This is a genomic window from Selenomonas sp. WCT3 (assembly GCA_900100835.1).
Classification (GTDB): Bacteria; Bacillota; Negativicutes; order Selenomonadales; family Selenomonadaceae; genus Selenomonas_A; species Selenomonas_A ruminantium_E.
In genome coordinates this window covers 233,990-253,772 of record FNCM01000001.1, presented here as the reverse complement: position 1 = coordinate 253,772, position 19,783 = coordinate 233,990, and the positions used below count along the sequence as shown (strand labels likewise).

The 19,783-nt window shown below is 52.4% G+C and carries 13 protein-coding genes, 1 tRNA gene and 1 pseudogene; 14 read left to right on the top strand and 1 reads right to left on the bottom strand.

Going from position 1 to position 19,783, the window contains the following annotated elements:
• The first annotated feature begins 36 nt into the window (after positions 1 to 36).
• The 12 genes and pseudogenes from BLQ36_RS01275 (at position 37) to BLQ36_RS01220 (ending at position 13,314) form a co-directional block, all read left to right on the top strand.
• Positions 37 to 1,035 carry a deoxyguanosinetriphosphate triphosphohydrolase gene (locus BLQ36_RS01275; RefSeq protein ID WP_074513608.1) on the top strand — a complete coding sequence of 333 codons (999 nt, stop codon included), beginning with the start codon at positions 37 to 39 and terminating at the stop codon, positions 1,033 to 1,035.
• Positions 1,036 to 1,232: 197 nt separating this feature from the next.
• The gene (dnaG, locus tag BLQ36_RS01270; protein WP_074513607.1) at positions 1,233 to 3,023 is read left to right on the top strand and encodes a DNA primase; all 1,791 of its coding nucleotides are present in this window, start codon (positions 1,233 to 1,235) and stop codon (positions 3,021 to 3,023) included.
• Positions 3,024 to 3,070: 47 nt separating this feature from the next.
• A complete protein-coding gene (gene rpoD / locus BLQ36_RS01265; RefSeq protein WP_074513606.1) occupies positions 3,071 to 4,201 on the top strand; it encodes an RNA polymerase sigma factor RpoD in 1,131 nt (376 codons plus the stop codon).
• A 70-nt stretch (positions 4,202 to 4,271) separates the two neighbouring features.
• Positions 4,272 to 4,347, top strand: a tRNA-Asn gene (locus BLQ36_RS01260).
• Between the two features lie 66 nt (positions 4,348 to 4,413).
• On the top strand, positions 4,414 to 5,103 hold the full coding sequence (locus BLQ36_RS01255) for a tRNA (adenine(22)-N(1))-methyltransferase (protein WP_074513605.1): 690 nt from the start codon (positions 4,414 to 4,416) through the stop codon (positions 5,101 to 5,103).
• Positions 5,097 to 5,906 carry a Nif3-like dinuclear metal center hexameric protein gene (locus BLQ36_RS01250; protein ID WP_074513604.1) on the top strand — a complete coding sequence of 270 codons (810 nt, stop codon included), beginning with the start codon at positions 5,097 to 5,099 and terminating at the stop codon, positions 5,904 to 5,906. The genes BLQ36_RS01255 and BLQ36_RS01250 overlap by 7 nt, the downstream gene beginning before the upstream one ends.
• A gap of 53 nt (positions 5,907 to 5,959) precedes the next feature.
• Entirely contained in the window at positions 5,960 to 6,889 is a 930-nt protein-coding gene (locus BLQ36_RS01245; RefSeq protein WP_074513603.1) for a YitT family protein, read from the top strand.
• Positions 6,890 to 7,010: 121 nt separating this feature from the next.
• Positions 7,011 to 9,488, top strand: coding sequence for a leucine--tRNA ligase (leuS, locus tag BLQ36_RS01240; protein WP_074513602.1), 2,478 nt, complete (start codon positions 7,011 to 7,013; stop codon positions 9,486 to 9,488).
• A gap of 185 nt (positions 9,489 to 9,673) precedes the next feature.
• Positions 9,674 to 10,756 carry an HD-GYP domain-containing protein gene (locus tag BLQ36_RS01235; protein WP_074513601.1) on the top strand — a complete coding sequence of 361 codons (1,083 nt, stop codon included), beginning with the start codon at positions 9,674 to 9,676 and terminating at the stop codon, positions 10,754 to 10,756.
• A 148-nt stretch (positions 10,757 to 10,904) separates the two neighbouring features.
• Positions 10,905 to 12,286: pseudogene (gene nagE / locus BLQ36_RS01230) on the top strand (N-acetylglucosamine-specific PTS transporter subunit IIBC).
• 18 nt (positions 12,287 to 12,304) lie between these two features.
• Entirely contained in the window at positions 12,305 to 12,781 is a 477-nt protein-coding gene (locus tag BLQ36_RS01225; protein WP_074513600.1) for a PTS sugar transporter subunit IIA, read from the top strand.
• A gap of 26 nt (positions 12,782 to 12,807) precedes the next feature.
• Positions 12,808 to 13,314 carry a hypothetical protein gene (locus BLQ36_RS01220; protein WP_074513599.1) on the top strand — a complete coding sequence of 169 codons (507 nt, stop codon included), beginning with the start codon at positions 12,808 to 12,810 and terminating at the stop codon, positions 13,312 to 13,314.
• A gap of 67 nt (positions 13,315 to 13,381) precedes the next feature.
• On the opposite strand, the gene BLQ36_RS01215 is transcribed toward BLQ36_RS01220, so the two are convergent.
• On the bottom strand, positions 13,382 to 14,683 hold the full coding sequence (locus BLQ36_RS01215; protein ID WP_074513598.1) for a dicarboxylate/amino acid:cation symporter: 1,302 nt from the start codon (positions 14,681 to 14,683) through the stop codon (positions 13,382 to 13,384).
• 203 nt (positions 14,684 to 14,886) lie between these two features.
• Here BLQ36_RS01215 and uvrB point away from each other — a divergent pair, with 203 nt between their 5' ends.
• Positions 14,887 to 16,923, top strand: a complete 2,037-nt coding sequence (uvrB, locus tag BLQ36_RS01210; protein ID WP_074513597.1) for an excinuclease ABC subunit UvrB — start codon at positions 14,887 to 14,889, stop codon at positions 16,921 to 16,923.
• Between the two features lie 12 nt (positions 16,924 to 16,935).
• Complete coding sequence (gene uvrA / locus BLQ36_RS01205) at positions 16,936 to 19,764, top strand: excinuclease ABC subunit UvrA (RefSeq protein WP_074513596.1); 2,829 nt, start codon at positions 16,936 to 16,938, stop codon at positions 19,762 to 19,764.
• The last annotated feature ends 19 nt before the right edge of the window (positions 19,765 to 19,783 follow it).

Here is a 19,783-nt window from a genome sequence, read left to right as displayed (position 1 = left end):
ATATAAAAAGGAAACCCTGTAAAAGGAGGATTGACTATGAATGTAAGAGAGCGTTTGGAAGCGCAGGAATATGATATTTTATCGCCGCATGCTGCCAAAAGTCGTGACGCCCGTCGGAAATTTCCGATGGAGGAATGTCAGTTCCGGACGAAGTTTCAACGAGACCGCGACCGGATTTTGCATTCAAAGTCTTTCCGGCGTCTCAAACACAAGACCCAGGTTTATATCGTGTCGGGAGATCATTATCGTACTCGCATGACGCATAGCCTGGAGGTTTCGCAGATTTCTCGGACCATTGCCCGGGGCCTGCGCCTCAATGAGGATTTGGCTGAGGCGATTGCCTTGGGCCATGATGTGGGGCACACACCCTTTGGTCATGCCGGTGAGGCGGCCATGGCCAAGTTAACCGGTCATTTTGCTCACAATGAGCAGAGTCTTCGGGTGGTGGAGTTTTTGGAACGCAGTGGACAGGGGCTAAACCTTACCTTTGAGGTTAAGGATGGTATTGTGAACCATACGGGGCCAGTAATGCCGAAAACTTTGGAAGGGCGTATTGTGCGCACCGCTGACCGCATCGCCTATCTTTGTCATGATTACGATGACAGTTTGCGGGCAAGACTGCTGCAGCCAGGGGAACTTCCCAAGCTAGTCTATGAACGGCTGGGGGAGGATACTTCGGCGATGATTACGAGCATGGTTTCCGATATGATTGTAAGTTCCATGGATAAGGACGACATTTCCCTTTCGGCGGAGGTCAAAGAGGCGATGGATACCTTCCGCAGTTTCATGTTTGAACACATCTATCATTCGGAGACGCTGGCTCATGAGCGCCGTCAGGCAGTCTATGTATTGCGGGCGCTGTACGAATGGTTCTTGGAACATTTCGATGAACTACCGGAGGAATTTGTCCGTCGGGAAGAACGCTGGGGTCGGCAGAAGATTGTTACCGATTATGTAGCTGGCCTTACCGATAGTTATGCGGTGCAGTTGTTCAATGAGATTTTTATGCCGCCGGTTGGGTTAATGGTTCATTGAGATATTATTTTTCAAATTTGTCAAGGGGAAAAAAGGATATTGGCAAATTATGAGGAATATAAATATTGTAAAAAGGGCTGTATACGCGATGGCCCCTGGAGAACTTTTGCTGGCAAGCAGGAGTTTTTCTATGGATGGCGAAAAGTATACAGGTGCCTTATTATAAAGTATCTGATTGGTCAATGAGGGGTCTAAGTATGCGCAGCGAGAGAATGGACGAATTTGTGGAACAGGTTCGTTCACAGTCTGATATTCTGAACGTGGTTCAGAGCTATGTTCCCTTGAAGCGTAAAGGCAATCGTTATTGGGGCTGCTGCCCCTTTCATAACGAGAAAACCCCCTCATTTTCTGTGGTTCCGGACAAGGGATTTTTCTATTGCTTCGGCTGTCATGCTGGGGGAAATGTTTTCAAGTTCCTTTCGATGATTGAAAACGTCACTTATTTTGAAGCAATCAAGCTTCAAGCCGAAAAGTTGGGGATTCCGCTGCCGGAGCGTCAGCGTACACCGGAGGAAATTGCCCGGGAACGGGAACTGACGGATTTACGCAAGGTCAATGAGATGGCCCGTGATTTTTTCCATAACTGTTTGACGATGACATCTTATGGACAGGCTGGCAACGCTTATTATGCTGGACGTGGCATCTCAAAGGAGACCATTGAGGAGTTTAAGTTGGGATATGCCCCAAATGCCTGGGATAAGTTGTCTACAGCTTTTTTGAAGCGTGGAGTAAAGCAGGAATTTTTGTTGGCGAGCGGGCTCTCGGCTGAACGCAATAACGGCGGTGGCCTTTATGACCGGTTTCGCAATCGCGTGATTATCCCCATTGCGGATGAGCGCGGGCGTGTGGTCGGATTCGGCGGCCGGGTGCTGGATGACAGCAAGCCGAAATACCTCAATACACCGGAAACGATACTATTCAATAAGCGAAAACTCCTTTTTGGACTGGATCGCTCCCATCGGGCAATCCAGCAGGCAGGCTATGCCATTGTCGTAGAAGGCTACATGGATGCGATTTCTGTATTTGGTGCTGGCGTGCGCAACGTCGTGGCATCACTGGGAACTGCATTTACTGTGGAGCATTGCAAGAAGCTCCTGCGCTATGCGCCGGAGATATATTTTTGTTACGACAGTGATGAAGCCGGTCAAAAAGCAACGATTCGGGCCCTTTCTATTGTGCGGGACACGGGAGCCATAGTGAAGGTTATCGTGGTGCCAGATGGCAAGGATCCGGATGAATATATTCGCAAGCATGGAGCGGATGCTTTCCGCCAGTTGGTGAAGAAGGCATTGCCCCTGGTGGAATACCGTTTGAAGTATGTTCTTGCTCACAACAATATCGATACGTTGGAGGGCAAGGTCAAGGCGCTTCATGAAATGCTGCCGGTTTTGGCCGGTATCCGCGAAACTGCGGTTCGCAGCGAATATGAAAAGAAGCTTGCGCAGACCTTATTGCTGGACGAGGGTGTCGTGCGTACTGAGCTTCAGCACTTTGCCCGTGGGACGGAATTTCAAGAGGAGATGCCGTCACGTGTACCCATCAGACAGGTGGTAAAAAAACAGGACAATGCGCTCAGGCGGGCTGGGCGCGTTGTCATCCGCATGGTATGGCAAGATGTTTCCCTGATCTATCATGTGGGTTCGGTACTGCCGATTGAAGGGATTGGAGACCCCGTCCAGCGGGAGATCCTGAAGTTCCTGCAGGAATTGGGCAGCCAGGGGCAGGCTCCGGATGATGTAACGGCCGCGGAAAACCTCAGTGAGGACGCGGCGGCAGAACTCTCCCGGGCACTGGTAGAAGATTTGGGTGGACGTGAGGAAACCGAAGCCTACAACGACTCCCTGAAAGTGCTCAGAAAATCGTACCTCTACACGCTTTTTATGGAACATTCCCGCAAGGCCGATGCGATGATGCAGGCTGGGGATATGGCGTATGTTGAGGAATTGAATGAGGTTATGAGAATAAAAAATGAAATGGATGAATTGTAAGTTGGATAGAGTAGCAGGTATGGAATGTGAGGAAAGGGGGATGCTGAATGGCTGAGGCTAAGAAAAAACAGGCTGAAGCTGGCAGCAAGAACCGCAGCTCGGAGATCGTGGACAATCTCTTGTCAAAAGGCAAGAAAAACGGTGGGACGCTAACATATGGTGAACTCGTTGAGGCACTGCAGACGCAGGATTTGTCGCCGGACGAGATTGATAATATGTATGATATGTTCAGTACGAAAGGTATTGAAATCATCGATGATTCCAATAGCGGGGACCAGCAGGACGACGATGTGGACCCGGATGATAAAGACGAAGAGGTCGAAATTGACCTGTCTGTTCCGGAAGGTGTCAGCATTGATGATCCGGTTCGCATGTATCTCAAAGAAATCGGCCGGGTACCTCTTTTGACGGCGGAAGAAGAAGTAGCACTGGCTAAGCGTATGCAGGATGGCGATGAAGTAGCCCAGAAACGTCTGGCAGAAGCCAACCTGCGTCTGGTAGTCAGCATTGCCAAGCGCTATGTGGGCCGCGGCATGCTGTTCCTGGATTTGATTCAGGAGGGCAACCTGGGTCTTATCAAGGCCGTTGAAAAGTTCGACTATACCAAGGGCTATAAATTCAGTACCTATGCTACCTGGTGGATTCGTCAGGCCATTACCCGTGCAATTGCGGATCAGGCCCGTACGATTCGTATCCCGGTTCATATGGTTGAGACGATTAACAAGCTCATTCGCGTATCCCGTCAGCTCCTGCAGCAGCTGGGCCGTGAGCCGGCTCCTGAGGAGATTGCCAAAGAGATGGAGATTACGGTGGAGCGGGTCCGTGAAATCATGAAGATTGCCCAGGAACCTGTTTCCCTTGAAACCCCAATCGGTGAGGAAGAAGATTCCCATTTGGGAGATTTCATCGAGGATCAGGACGCACCGGCTCCGGCTGATGCTGCATCCTTCATGCTGCTCAAGGAACAGCTGGAAGAAGTTCTCGATACCCTGACGCCGCGTGAGGAAAAGGTTCTGCGCCTGCGCTTTGGTTTGGATGATGGCCGGGCACGCACGCTGGAGGAAGTTGGTCAGAACTTCGGCGTTACTCGTGAGCGAATCCGTCAGATTGAGGCGAAGGCACTGCGCAAACTGCGCCACCCAAGCCGCAGTCGCAAGTTGAAGGATTTCTTGGATTAAAAATTTTCTTGACATTAATCCGACAGACAGCTATAATAGTTACTGTTGATGCGCGAGCTTCAATAATTATTCCTCGATAGCTCAGCCGGTAGAGCACCTGACTGTTAATCAGGCTGTCGCAGGTTCGAATCCTGCTCGAGGAGCCATTGAGAGCACAAGGGTGTAACGAAATGTTACACCCTTTTTTATTTTCGTAAAGAGGGGAGACTCTTATGCAGCTGGATGACAGACTACAGGCATTGGCAGATTTCGTGCCGAAGGGCTGCCGCGCAGCAGATATCGGTACGGATCATGGCTATCTTGCTATTGACTTGATACGAGAGGAGAAGGCGACCTTTGTGGTGGCCGGAGATTTGAACCAGGGTCCCTATGAGGCGGCCAAGCGCACGGTTCATGAAAACGGCATTGCCGAAGACCAGATTTCCGTCCGCTTGGGCAACGGATTACAGGTCTTAGCACCGGGTGAGGTGGATACTGTTTGCATTGCCGGCATGGGCGGAATTTTGATGACCCAGATTTTGGAGCAGTCCATGGACGTGACCGATAAGCTCACGACGCTGGTATTGCAGCCGATGAATGGGGCTATGGAACTGCGTTCCTGGCTCTATGGACACAAATGGCATATTGTCGATGAGGCCTTGGCGGTGGATGACGGCCGCATCTATGAAATCATCAAGGCGGAGCCTGGTGCCGAGAAGCGCCCGGAGCCCTTGGACCTTTTGATTGGCCCCATGCTTTGGAAAAACAAGCCGGCATTGCTCAAACATCATATTGAGGCACTGCTGTTCCAGCAACGCCGCATTCTTTCGGGGATGGAGAACAGTGCCCGGGCAGTAAAAAGCAAGAAGTATGCGGCCATCAAAAAACAGGTGGAAGAATTGGAGGCGCGGCTCACATGGTAAAATGTCAGGTAGTTATGGATGCGTTGGAGACAATTGCACCGAAGCGAATGGCAGAAGAGTGGGATAATCCAGGGCTTCTGGTGGGGGCACTCAATCAGGATATCCATAAAATTCTGGTGTGCCTCGATGTCAGCGATGAGGTGGTGGAGCAGGCTATTGAGGCAGGGGCCGATATGATTGTGGCGCATCATCCCCTGATATTCCGCGGTATCAAGAAACTGCGGACGGACCTGCCCTTAGGTCACCGGCTCCAGCAGCTTATTAAGCATGATATTGCTGTGGTGGCGGCTCATACCAACTTGGACATTGCCGAAGGCGGTGTCAATGACGTGCTGGCTCAGGCCATTGGCTTGTCGAAGTTGTCCTCCTTTGTGATTGAACGCCAGGATGTGGATGGCTCAGTGCTCAGCATGGGCCGCATGGGAAGTTTGCCCGCCCCTATGACGGTACAGGATTTTGCCCGTCAGGTGCGTGATGCCCTGCCAACGGAGCATGTGCGTCTCGTGGACGCCGGTCCGCGTCCAGTCCGTAAGGTAGCCCTTTGCAGTGGCAGCGGTGCTGAGTTCATCCAGAAGGCGGCTTTTATGGGAGCTGATGTCTACGTCACTGGCGATGTGAAGTATCACGAGGCCCAGCAGGCGGTGGAACAGGGCATGCACATCATTGATGCAGGACATTTCGGTACGGAATTTCCGGTGGTAGAGGTATTGAAAGAGCGGCTCACGGAAGAGCTGGCTGAGGCAAAGGGAACCGTAGAAGTCATCGCAGATCAGTCGTCGAGGGACTTTTTCACGGTAGTATGATTTTGCCGGGTAAGGAAGCGTGAAATTAATGAGGAAAGATTCGGGAACGCAGTATGAGTAAAATTGCTATCAAGAAACATATGGGACGGTATATGCAGATTGTGCTGGGCTGTTTTATCGTATGCCTGGGATTCAATCTGTTCATCATTCCGGCGCATCTTTTGACAGGCGGCATCAGTGGTATTGCACTTATTGTGTATTATCTGACAGGTCTTCCTGTCGGTGCCCAGAACCTCCTGTATAATCTGCCGATTTTGTATTTGGCGTATCGGGTTTTTGGCAAGCTCTATGCTTGGGATACGATTGTCGGTACGGCAGTTTTGTCCATCATCCTTGACGCTACGCATTTCATGGTGGATTGGAACCTCACCGGTGATGGCATGTTATGTGCCATTTTTGGTGGTGTGCTGGCCGGCATTGGCTTTGGAATGATTTTCCGTGCCAATGCGAATACCGGTGGTTTGGATGTTGTCGGTGCGGTAGCTAAGAAGTTCTATTCCCTTGATGTGGGGACGGTGGTGTTTGTGCTGAACTTCATTATCGTCATGGCATCGGCGTGGATGTTCAGTGTCAATGAGGCACTCTATACGCTGGTATCCATCTATGTGACGGCAGAGCTTACGAACCGTGTGGCGGCTGGCCTTAATCGGGAAAAGTCCATTTTCATTGTTTCGCCGGCGGCCGAACAGATTTGCCAGGATATCATGGAAAATGTTCATCGTGGCGTCACCTATCTCGAAGGGAAAGGCGGCTTTGCCAAGGAACGCAAAGACATCCTCTTTATCGTCGTGCGCCTCACGCAGGTAAGCCGCGTCAAGACTATCGTGGATCATTACGATCCACAGGCCTTTATGATTGTTTCGGATACATCGGAAGTGTCAGGGAAGGGCTTTACGTTGGAATGTGAGTCGTATGCCGATGCCCGTCGTAAATGGCAGGAAGCTCAGGAAAAACAAAAGGAGCTCATGGATGGACATGAGTAACTGACTGTTGACGCTATGCCCATAGTTACGGTATAATAGGCTTTAGCTGTAAAACGCGAATTTCAATCCCCGGCTGCATTTTGCAGACGGGGGTTTTTCTATCTTTTAGGAGGAGATCGTTTTGGAGAAGTATTCACCGCAGGAGATCGAGAAAAAATGGCAGGACAAATGGGAAAGTGAGCAGGTATACAAGACAGAGGCTGACCCGAATCGTCCGAAGTATTACGCCTTGGAGATGTTCCCGTATCCGTCGGGCAATCTGCACATGGGACATGTCCGCAACTATGCCATCGGCGATGTCATGGCCCGCTACAAGACGATGGAGGGGTTCAACGTCCTTCATCCGATGGGCTTTGACTCCTTCGGTATGCCGGCTGAGAATGCCGCCATCAAGCATGGCGTAAGCCCCGCGGACTGGACGTTCAGCAATATCGAGAACATGGAGAAGCAGCAGAAGAAGATGGGCCTCTCCTACGATTGGGATCGTGAAGTCCTGACCTGTACGCCGGAATACTACAAGTGGACGCAGTGGCTTTTTGAGCTTTTCTACAAAAAGGGACTGGCTTATAAGAAAAAGGCATCGGTCAACTGGTGTGACACCTGCGGTACGGTTCTGGCAAATGAGCAGGTCATCGATGGCAAATGCTGGCGCTGCGATTCGGATGTCCAGAAGAAAGATCTGTCGCAGTGGTTCCTCAAGATTACGGATTATGCCGATGTGCTCTTAAAGGATCTCGATAAGCTCGAGGGCTGGCCGGAGCGCGTCAAGACGATGCAGGACAACTGGATTGGCCGCAGCGAAGGCCTGGAGATTACGCTGGATGTACCGGAGCTCGATGAGAAACTCGTCGTCTATACGACGCGTCCGGATACGGCTTATGGTATCACGTTCGTGGCACTGGCACCGGAGAATGCTCTCGTTGAAAAACTGATTGAAAAGAGCGACAGGGCGGAGGAACTCAAGGCGTTCTGCCAGAAGGTCCGCAATCAGTCCGATATTGAGCGTACCTCGAGCGAATCGGAAAAAGAGGGCATGTTTACGGGCTTCTATGCCGTTAACCCGTTCAACGGCGAGAAGGCACAGCTCTGGATTACGAACTATGTTGTCGCTGACTATGGCACCGGCGCAGTTATGGGCGTTCCGTCCGGTGACTCCCGTGACTGGATGTTTGCGAAAAAATACGACCTGCCGATTATCCTGACGTTGCAGCCGAAGGATAAGGAGCTGGTGCTCGAGGAAATGACCGAGGCTTATGTCGAAAAAGATGGCCGCTTGGTTAATTCGGCACAGTTCACGGGCATGGATATGCATGAAGCCGTCAAGGCTATCATGGACTATGCCGAGGAGCAGGGATTCGGTAAGCGCAAGGTCAACTTCCGTCTGCGTGACTGGCTGATTTCGCGTCAGCGCTATTGGGGGGCACCGATTCCGGTCATTAACTGCCCGCACTGCGGCGAAGTCCTCGTGCCGGAAGACCAGCTGCCGGTCATGTTGCCGACGGATGTATCCTTTGAGGCTGGTTCGGTATCGCCGCTGGCCAGCAGCGAGAAATTCCTGCACTGCAAGTGCCCGAAATGCGGCGCTGATGCAATGCGTGAGACCGACACGATGGATACGTTCATCTGCTCGTCTTGGTATTTCCTGCGCTATACGGATCCGCATAACGATAAAGCTCCGTTTGACAAGGATAAAGTTAATTACTGGGCACCAGTCGACCAGTACATCGGCGGCATCGAGCATGCCATCCTGCACCTCCTGTATTCGCGCTTCTTCACGAAGGTCCTCAAAGACGCCGGGCTGGTCGATTTCGATGAGCCGTTCAAGAATCTGTTGACGCAGGGCATGGTCCTCAAAGATGGTTCGAAGATGTCGAAGTCAAAGGGCAATGTCGTGTCGCCGGAGGAAATCATTGGCAAGTACGGTGCCGATACGGCCCGCCTGTTCATTCTGTTCGCAGCACCGGTTGACCGCGACCTAGAGTGGAGCGACCAGGGCGTTGAGGGGGCATACCGCTTCCTCAACCGCGTATGGCGCATCCTCGGTCACTTCGAGGAGAGCATCAAGGCTGGCAAGGACAGCTATGATGTATCGGCGCTGACGAAGGACGAAAAGGAACTGCGCCGCATCCTCCATGTCACCATCAAGAAGGTAACGGAGGATGTTCGCGACCGCTTCATGTTTAATACGGCGATTTCGTCGGTCATGGAGCTTGTCAACGCGTTCTATGGCTTCCAGGACAAGGAGCTCAATGCAGGTCTTGCCCGTGAGATGGCAATAAATCTCGTGAAGATGCTCGCACCGTTCGCACCGCATATCACGGAGGAACTTTGGAGCCATCTGTTCGTTGAAGGCAGTGTCCATCAGCAGAAATGGCCGTCGTATGACGAGGCAGCTATGAAACAGGATGAGATTGAAATTGTCCTGCAGATTAACGGCAAGGTTCGCGACAAGATCATGGTATCGCCAGATCTTGACCGTGAGTCTATGGAAAGGGCAGTCATGGAACTGCCGCGTGCCAAAGCGCTCACCGCTGGCAAGCAGATTGTCAAAGTCATCTGTGTGCCGAAGAAACTCGTCAATATCGTGGTAAAGGGCTGATATCCTTGGCGGGGATATTATCTTAATGACCTGGCGTTAGTAAAAGGTCCGTTGATTCGTTAAGAGTCAACGGACCTTTTTAACATTTTTGTAATAGTATATACGAATCACGAGTAAATATGATATAATAAATTGTCATATTTATAAACTAGGATGTGTAAATAATCCTCGGAAGGGTGATTGTAGTGTTAAAGTCATACGCAATCGAAGATTTGCGCGCCGGCATGGTAGTGGGGCGCGACGTAATGGACGAAAGTGCCAATATCCTTATCGGTTCGGGGACCGTAATGACAAAGGAATTGATTTATAATTTGTTGGACCGCCCCATCTTTAAGGTTTATATTGAGGAAGAAGAGGCTGTTATCGATATTCCGGGGAATGAGTTCCTGCTCGATGATGACTATATTGCCTGCTATAACGAAGTGTATCACAAACTGGAGCATATGTTTTTGGCGCTTTCGGAGCGGGGCGAATTCGATGCTGCGGAGCTGCAAGCCATCATGGATGAGAAGAATTTCCGTGAGCTCTGCGATGGGGCAAAAGCGGTTTCGCAGATTCACAATATGACGCGGGAAGGCAGTGTGCTGGTCAATCATTGCCTGCATGTGGGCATCCTGGCTGGTCTGATGGGAAAATGGCTCAACTGGTCGGTGCTGGATCAATATAACCTGGTCATTGCGGGGCTCTTCCTGGACCTGGGCAAGATGCGCATTTCCCAGGATATTTTGAACAAGAAGGGGCGCTTGACGCCGGAAGAGTTCGATATGGTGAAAAAGCATACGCAGTTTGGCCACGACATGATTGGCATGACGACCCTTAGCGCCAATCGGGATATCATGGAAGGGGTATTGCAGCATCACGAGCGCTGCGATGGTTCCGGCTATCCCCACAATTTGACCAAGGATCAGATTTCCCGCTTTGGCCGAGTGCTGGCAATTCTCGACATCTATGACGCCATGGCTGGCGACCGGGTCTTTGCCAAACGCCGTTCGCCCTTTGATGTATTCGTAATCCTTTACGATGATATTGTCAATGGCAAGCTGGATACGGAGTATGGCGTGCTGTTTATCAAGAACCTCTGCCATGCGTTAAATGGCAATTGGGTACAGCTCAGCAACGGTGAGCGCGGCCGTATCGTCTATATCGACGAAAGTCGTGTTACGAGCCTGCCTGTAGTTCAGACCACTCGCGGAGAGTTCATCGATCTCAATACCACCCGCAGTATCAAGATTGATTCCATTCTTACCGCCCGGGAAGTTTCTGCTTGAGTTAAATCCGAAAGGCAGCTGGCAATGAATGGGAGAGGTATTGACGAGTAAGCTTCCGAAGACGTATAATAAAAAAGGCCGCCGTGGGCAAAGTGCTCGGCGGTTTATTTTTTTGCAAATTAGATATAATTTGTAGGGAGGAATGATTATGAACAGTATTTTGGAAAGGCTCCAGAGCATTGGTAAGGCATTAATGCTGCCGGTTGCTGTACTTCCTGCAGCAGCCCTCTTGTTGCGTCTCGGTGCGCCGGACGTATTCAATATTCCGTTCATCACCAAGGCTGGCGGTGCGGTTTTTGACAATTTGGCACTTATTTTTGCGATTGGTATTGCCGTCGGCTTGGCCCGTGAGAACAACGGTGCCGCTGGTCTGGCTGGTGGTATCGGTTATCTGGTCCTGACCTCGGGGCTCAAGGCAATCGATGAGACCTCAACATGAGTGTACTGGCTGGTATCGTCAGCGGTATTGAGGCAGGTATTCTCTATAACCGCTTTTACGACATCAAGATGCCGGAATTCCTGGGCTTCTTCTCGGGGCGGCGATTCGTGCCGATTGTGACGGCTGTCGTATCGATCGTGCTGGCTGGAATCTTTGGGGTAATCTGGGGCCCTTGCCAGACCTTTATCCATGGTATTGGCGAGTGGATTATCGGCGCTGGCGTCGTGGGAACTTTTGTCTATGGTGTATTGAACCGTCTGTTGATTCCCTTTGGTCTGCACCATATCCTCAACAGTTTCATCTGGTTTGTCTTTGGTGAGTATACGACGCCGGCTGGTGTGGTGGCTACCGGTGACCTCAACCGTTTCTTTGCTGGTGACCCCCATGCCGGTATGTTTATGGCTGGCTTCTTCGTCATGATGATGTTCGGTATGCCGGCGGTAGCCTTGGCTATGTATCGCGCGGCCAAGCCGGAAAATCGTCCGGTGATTGTTGGTGCTCTGGCCTCGGTGGCTTTCACCTCGTTCCTTACGGGTATTACGGAACCTATTGAGTTCATGTTCATGTTCTTGGCACCGGCCCTTTACGTTGTCCATGCCATCCTTACGGGCCTTGCCTTGTCGGTTACCTATAGCATGGGTGTCCTGCATGGCTTTGGCTTCTCTGGTGGTGCCATCGACTATGTGCTCAACTGGGGCTTGGCTACGAATCCGGTACGCATCATCGGCATTGGCGCTGTATTCTTTGTGCTGTACTATGTGATTTTCAGTTGGAGCATCCGTCATTTCGACATTCCGACCATTGGCCGTTATGATGATGAAACCAACGAGGACGATGAAGTTGAGGCTGCTGAGGAAGGCGCCTATGTTGAGGCAATGATTACGAATTTGGGCGGCAAAAAGAACCTGCTGGAAATTTCTTCCTGCATTACTCGTTTGCGTCTCAAGGTGGAAGACAGCAGCTTGGTGGATGAGGCGGCCCTCAAGAAGCTTGGCGCTAAGGGTGTTGTCTGCAAGGGCCAGGCGGTTCAGGTCGTTCTGGGAACCCAGGCGGAGCACATCGCCGATGCGATGAAGAAGGCTTGTCGCTAAAACGAAAGGATTTACATTATGTTTGGATTGTTTGGATTTGGAAAAAAAGAGAAGGCTATTGCTTCTCCGGTTGCAGGTAATATCCTCGATATCACGGAAGTCAATGATGCGGTATTCTCCCAGAAAATGATGGGGGATGGCTTTGCCGTTGAACCGGCAGAAGGCGCCGACACCATAACGGCTCCCTGTGATGGCACGATAAAGCTTTTAGCCGATACCCTCCATGCGGTAGCAATTGAATCGGAGGGCTTGGAAGTGCTCATCCATGTTGGCATTGATACCGTAGAGCTGGGGGGACGCGGTTTTGAGGCCCTTACCCAGCAGGGGGCAAAAGTCAGCCGGGGGGATGCGCTGATTCGCTTTGATGCTGCCTCCATTAAACAGGAGGGCAAACCCCTTACGACGATAATCGCCCTTACCAACGGGGATGAAAAAGCCAAAAAGATTGAAAAGCATTTGGACGATGCCCAGCGCGTCCTGACGGTGCAGCTCTAAATCCATAGGGACCAAGAGGTGGTCAGATGAAGCGAATTTGGACGATGCTGGCCATGTTTTTGGCTATTGCGCTGCTGGTTCAGAGTATCCGGCTCTTTATCCCCATGATTCCAGGTCCCGTCAATATGTTTTTGATTGGGAGTCTGCTCAACGGGATTATGGTGCTGGGGATCTGGCAAACAGGGAGCCGTTGGGCGGCGGTGATTGGCGGGCTGTTGCCCTTGGGGGCTTTTGTCCAGGGACAGCTGCCCATTGTCTGGATGATTCCGGTGGTGGCTGCTGGAAATATGGCCTTTATCCTTTGGGCGGGAGCGTTTCGTCATAACAGCTTGTTGTATTGTGCCCCTGTCATTAAGACGGGGATTTTATACGGTGGCGCGAGAGCGGTTTGCCAGCTGCTGGATTTGCCCGAGGCAATGATAGCGCTACTGCTGTTTATGATGAGCTGGCCGCAGCTGGTTACCGGCACAGTGGGAATTGTGCTGGCCAGGAAACTGAGCCGAAAACTCCCCCTGCCCACGGATTTCTTATAACACAAAAAAGCTGACAATTGACAAGTCAAATTTGACCAGTCAATTGTCAGCTTTTTATTATAATGCCTTAGGCGTTGCTTTCCGTTTGGAAACTGGTGAGTTTTTTCTCCAGCCAGTCTTTGCCGTCGGTATAGCGCGAGACGATATAGGTGGCGACATAGTCACCAGCGGCGTTGACCATGGTAGCTGGTGGGTCAATGAGATTGCCGATGGCCAGGGCCAGGGTGTAGGCAATGGTCATTTGTTCGGCACTGTTGTTAAAGAAGAAGGAGCAAAGCACCAATTCGCCGACACCGCCGCCTCCTGGGATGCCAGACATGGCTACCGAGGAGAATACGGCGATGATGATGGCCAGGATGGCGTCGCCGCTGTTGAAGTCCATGCCCGAGATGCCGAAGAGGAAGGCGACCTTCACGATGGCGCCCATAGCCGAGCCGTCCATGTGCATGGTGGCACCCAGTGGCATGACAATATCGGTGACTTCCTTGGAGACGCCGCTGGCTTTGGCGGCCTCCATGTTGGTAGGAATGGTGGCGACTGAGGAACAGGTGCCAAAGGATACGGCTGCCGGCTTGAACAGGTTGCGCCACATGACAGGGATGGCATGACGGCCACCGCCATACCAGGCATAGAGCGGGAAGAAGACAAACATGTAGAGAAAGCACATGCCGTAGTATACGAGCAGCGTCTTGGCATAGCCCCCCATAAGGTCGGTGCCGTAGGTGGCGGCAAGGTTGGCAAAGAAGCCGAAGAAACCAATGGGAGCATAGTAGGAGATGATCGTGACCGTCTTCATGATGCAGCGCGACAGGTCATCGAGCAGTTTGGCCGTCATGGTCTTTTTGCCGCCTGAGAGCTGAACGCCGAAGCCGAAGATGACGGCAAAGATGATCAGCGGCAGCATGGCGCGGCGAGAGAGCAGTTCGGCAAAGTCAGGCTTTGTGAAGAAGTTGACCAGCAGTTCCCCGGCGGTAACCTTGGTGAGTTCTTCGGTAGAGGTCACCATTTCACTAACGGAGAAGCCAGCTGGCACGATGTTAATGCAGGAGACGACTCCATACATGACAATGGCGGCAATCAGTGCCGTAAAGGAGAAGGTGGCTACGGTAATGCCCATGACTTTACCGGCGCGGCCCGCAGAGTCCATGTTGGCGATGGCCGAGGCAATCGAAACGAAGACCATGGGCACGACGATGCAGAACATCAAGTTGATGAAGAGGTCGCCCAGAGGTTTCAGGCCTTTGGCCTCAGGGAAGTAAAGGCCCAGCAACGTGCCTGAGACGATGCCAATCAGCATGAAGAGCACAAAGCCGTAATTCTTGAGATAAGACAAGAAGGAGCCTGTTGAAGTTGGGGAAGTTTTTTCCATAGTAATCACATCCTATGCGTAAAAAAATAAATAAATGCTTATGCTTTTATTATAACCTGCTGTATTTGCTTAGAAAAGCGGGAAAAGAAACCATTATCGTGCAAAAGATGCGGAATTGGAGTGCTTTTGCTGGTCGACAAAAGGGAGAAAATGGCGTTATAATAGAGTACACACATTCGATAAAAGGCAGAGGAGGTCTTGTCATGGCGATGGTGCCGAAACTGAATACAACCCAATTCGATACGAATATTCCCTTCAAGGTGGTGGCACCGTTTGCCCCCATGGGCGACCAGCCCCAGGCTATCGACGATTTGGCGGCGGGCATCACGAACGGCCAGGATGCCCAGGTGCTGCTCGGCGCCACTGGTACCGGCAAGACCTATACCATAGCCAAGGTCATTGAGAAAGTGCAGAAGCCGACGCTGGTCATTGCTCATAACAAGACCTTGGCGGCTCAGCTGGCTAGTGAGTTCAAGACCTTCTTTCCGGACAATTACGTCGGTTACTTTGTCAGCTACTACGATTACTATCAGCCTGAGGCCTATATCGCCTCGACGGATACTTATATTGAAAAGGATTCCTCCATCAACGATGAAATCGATGAACTGCGTCACTCGGCGACCTGTTCCCTGTTCGAGCGGCGTGATGTCATCATCGTGGCCTCGGTTTCCTGCATCTATGGCTTAGGCTCCCCAGAGAGCTATCATGAGATGGTGCTTTCCCTGCACAAGGGGCAGGAGGTGGAACGGGAGGCCATCCTGCGCAAGCTGGTGCAGATTCGCTACGAACGCAACGACATCGCTTTTGAACGCGGCCGTTTCCGAGTGCGCGGCGATGTGGTGGAGGTATTCCCCGCTGGCTATAACAACCGGGCAGTGCGCATTGAGTTGTTCGGTGATGAGATTGACCGCATGGTGGAATTTGATGTGGTTACAGGGGAGGTCTACGGCGAGCGCACCCATGTGATGGTCTTCCCGGCTTCCCACTATGTCACCGAGGATGAAGACCTCAAGATTGCCATGGCGGATATCCGCACGGAGCTGGAGCAGCAGGTGGCAATGTTCCAGCAACAGGGGAAGCTCTTGGAGGCACAGCGCATCGAGCAGCGCACCAAGTATGACCTCGAGATGATGCAGGAAATGGGTTACTGTTCGGGTATCGAAAACTACTCGCGTCATCTCACTCACCGCAAGGCCGGGGATGCGCCTTATACGCTGCTCGACTATTTCCCCGAGGATTTCCTGATTGTCATGGATGAGTCCCATGTCACCTTGCCTCAGGTTCATGCGATGTACGCTGGTGACCGCAGCCGCAAGGTTTCCCTGGTGGAAAACGGCTTCCGCCTGCCCTCGGCCTTTGACAACCGGCCCCTGACCTTCGAGGAGTTTGCCGCGCGCATCAATCAGATTATTTACGTTTCGGCCACGCCAGGCAAATACGAGCTGGGTAAAGCCCAGCAGGTCGCCCAGCAGATCATCCGTCCGACGGGACTGTTAGACCCCGAGATTGAGGTACGTCCTCTGGAAGGGCAGATTGATGATCTGTTGGCAGAGATAAAGATTCGCATCGCGAAGGACGAGCGCGTGCTGGTCACGACGCTGACCAAGAAAATGGCCGAAAACCTCACCGATTACCTTAAGGAAACAGGTGTCAAGGTTCGCTATCTGCACTCGGATATCGCCACCATTGAGCGCGCTGAGATCATCCACGATTTGCGCGCTGGCGAGTTTGATGTGCTGGTGGGTATCAATCTTTTGCGCGAGGGTCTCGATATGCCGGAAGTTTCCCTTATCGCCATCCTCGATGCCGACAAGGAGGGCTTTTTGCGTTCGGATACCTCCCTTATCCAGATTATCGGCCGGGCGGCGCGCAATGCCAATGGCCATGTCATCATGTATGCGGATCGCATCACGGACTCGATGAAACGGGCCATTGATGAAACCGAGCGCCGCCGGGAAATCCAGCAGGCCTATAACAACGAGCACGGCATCGTGCCCAAGACCATTAAAAAGCCCATCAAGCCGCTTATCGAAACGACGTTGGTGGCAGAATCCTCCGCGGATTATTCTGCCGATGGCAAGCGCAAGAAGAAAAAGCTCACCAAGAAGGACAAGGAAAACCTCATCAAGACCCTTACCCGCGAGATGCAGCAGGCCTCCCGGGCACTGGAATTCGAGCGGGCCGCAGAGCTTCGCGATATGATATTGGAACTCGATGGCAGCCTGCCACCGAAGAAATAAGAGGAAAAGGCAATGGAAAACAGCATCAAAATAAAGGGCGCGAGAGCCCATAATCTCAAGAATATCAATGTGGAAATCCCGCGGGATAAGCTCGTGGTCATCACGGGGCTGTCGGGGTCGGGGAAGTCGTCACTGGCCTTTGATACCATCTATGCTGAGGGTCAGCGGCGCTATGTCGAGTCCCTGTCGTCCTATGCCCGCCAGTTCCTCGGCCAGATGGATAAGCCAGATGTGGACAATATCGAGGGGCTTTCGCCGGCGATTTCCATTGACCAGAAGACGACGAGTCACAATCCCCGTTCCACGGTGGGCACGGTGACGGAAATCTATGACTACCTGCGCCTGCTCTATGCGCGGGCGGGGCGTCCCCATTGCCCGAAGTGCGGCAAGCCGATTACCCAGCAGACTGTGGATCAGATGATCGATCAGATCAAGGAACTGCCGGAACGCACGAAATTGCTTATAATGGCCCAGGTAATTCGCGGCAAGAAGGGAGAGCACAAGAAGGTACTCGAGCATATCCGCCGCGAGGGCTATGTGCGTGTGCGCATCGATGGGGAAGTCCACGATGTCAACGATGAAATCCAGCTTGAGAAAACGAAAAAGCACACGATCGAAGTGGTCATTGACCGCCTAATCGTTCGCGAGGGTATGGAACAGCGGTTGGCTGACTCCCTGGAGACGGCGCTGAAACTGGGCGAGGGCGTGGTCTACGTGCAGATCGTCGACGGGGAACTCTTGATGTTCAGCGAGAATTTTGCCTGCGTGGATTGCGGCGTCAGCCTGCCGGAAATCACCCCGCGCATGTTCTCCTTTAACAGTCCTTATGGTGCCTGCCCGGTCTGCATGGGCCTTGGCAGTCATATGGAGTTTGATGAGGAGCTCGTCGTGCCCGATGTGACGCTATCGGTGGCAAAGGGCGTCTTTGCGCCGCTGTCGAAGAATCCTCACTCCTATGGCATGTGCGTAATTGGGGCGGTGCTGACGGATTATGGCTATACGGTGGATACGCCATGGAAGGATATGGACAAGAAGACCCGCCATGTCCTGCTGCATGGTGCCGGTGATGAGAAATTCCGTTTTCACTATACGAATATGTTTGGCGAGCGCAAGGAGTACAACGTGGAGTTTGAGGGCGTACTGCCGATGCTCAACCGCCGCTATCAGGAAACGGATTCCGATGAGATGCGCGAGTCCTATGAGAACTATATGACCGAGATTGACTGCCCGGTCTGCCATGGTGCGCGGTTAAAGCCCGAGACGCTGTCGATTACGGTGGGGGATAAGAATATCGCGGAACTTACGGCTATGACCATCCGTGAGGCCGATACTTTCCTGGCAGGCGTGGAGTTTACGCCCCGGGAGCAGAAGATTGCCGTGCAGATTCTAAAGGAAATCCATGCGCGTCTTAGTTTCTTGCTAAACGTTGGCCTTGACTATCTGACCCTCTCCCGGGCCGCAGGAACCTTGTCAGGGGGGGAGGCTCAGCGCATCCGTCTGGCCACGCAGATTGGTTCAGGGCTCCAGGGAGTGCTCTACGTGCTCGATGAACCGAGCATCGGCCTGCATCAGCGGGACAACAACCGCCTGCTGGCGACGCTCAAGAATCTGCGAGACCTTGGCAATACGCTGATTGTGGTGGAGCATGATGAAGACACGATGTATGCGGCTGATCATATCATCGATATCGGCCCTGGGGCTGGTGCCCATGGCGGGCAGATTGTCGCGCAGGGCACGGCCAAGGAAATCATGAAGGTCAAAGAGTCGGTGACCGGTCAATATCTGTCCCGGCGCAAGTTCATCCCGGTGCCAAGCAAACGCCGTCCGGGAAATGGCAAGTTCATCGAGGTGGTAGGGGCCCAGGAGAACAATCTCAAGAACATCGACGTCAAATTCCCGCTGGGGACGATGACGCTGGTGACTGGTGTATCGGGCTCGGGCAAGAGTACGCTGGTCAATGAAATCCTGTATAAAGGCATCGCCTCACGGCTCTATCATTCCAAGGGCAAGCCGGGCAAGCATAAGAAAATCAAGGGGCTGGAGCATATCGACAAGATCATCGATATCGACCAGCAGCCCATCGGACGCACGCCGCGTTCCAATCCGGCAACTTATACGGGTGTCTTTGATGCAATCCGTGAGCTGTTCAGCCAGACTCCGGAAGCCAAGATGCGTGGCTACAAGGCCGGGCGGTTCAGCTTCAATGTCAAGGGCGGCCGCTGCGAGGCCTGCAAGGGCGATGGCATCTTGAAAATCGAGATGCATTTCCTGCCCGATGTCTATGTGCCCTGCGAGGTCTGCAAGGGGGCGCGCTATAATCGCGAGACCCTTGAGGTGCGCTATAAAGGCAAGACCATCTCCGATGTTCTCGAAATGACGATTGACGAGGCCGTGGAATTCTTCCAGAATGTACCGCGCATCGCCCGCAAGCTGCAGGTAATCCAGGATGTGGGCCTTGGCTATATCAAGCTTGGCCAGCCGGCTACGACCCTGTCGGGGGGCGAGGCCCAGCGCGTCAAGCTGGCAACGGAGCTCTCGCGCCGTAGCACGGGCCGCACCCTCTACATCCTCGATGAGCCCACGACAGGCCTGCATACGGCTGACATCCATAAGCTGCTGGACATCCTGCAGCGCCTCGTCGATGGTGGTGACACCGTCGTCATCATCGAGCACAATCTCGATGTCATCAAGACGGCCGACCACATCATCGATTTGGGGCCGGAAGGCGGCAATAAAGGAGGAAACATCGTTGCTGAAGGGCGGCCGGAGGATATTGTCAAAGTCAAGGCGTCCTATACAGGGCAATTCCTCAAACCATTGTTAGAAGAAAAAAATGAATAAGCAGGTTTTGTGGAAGGAA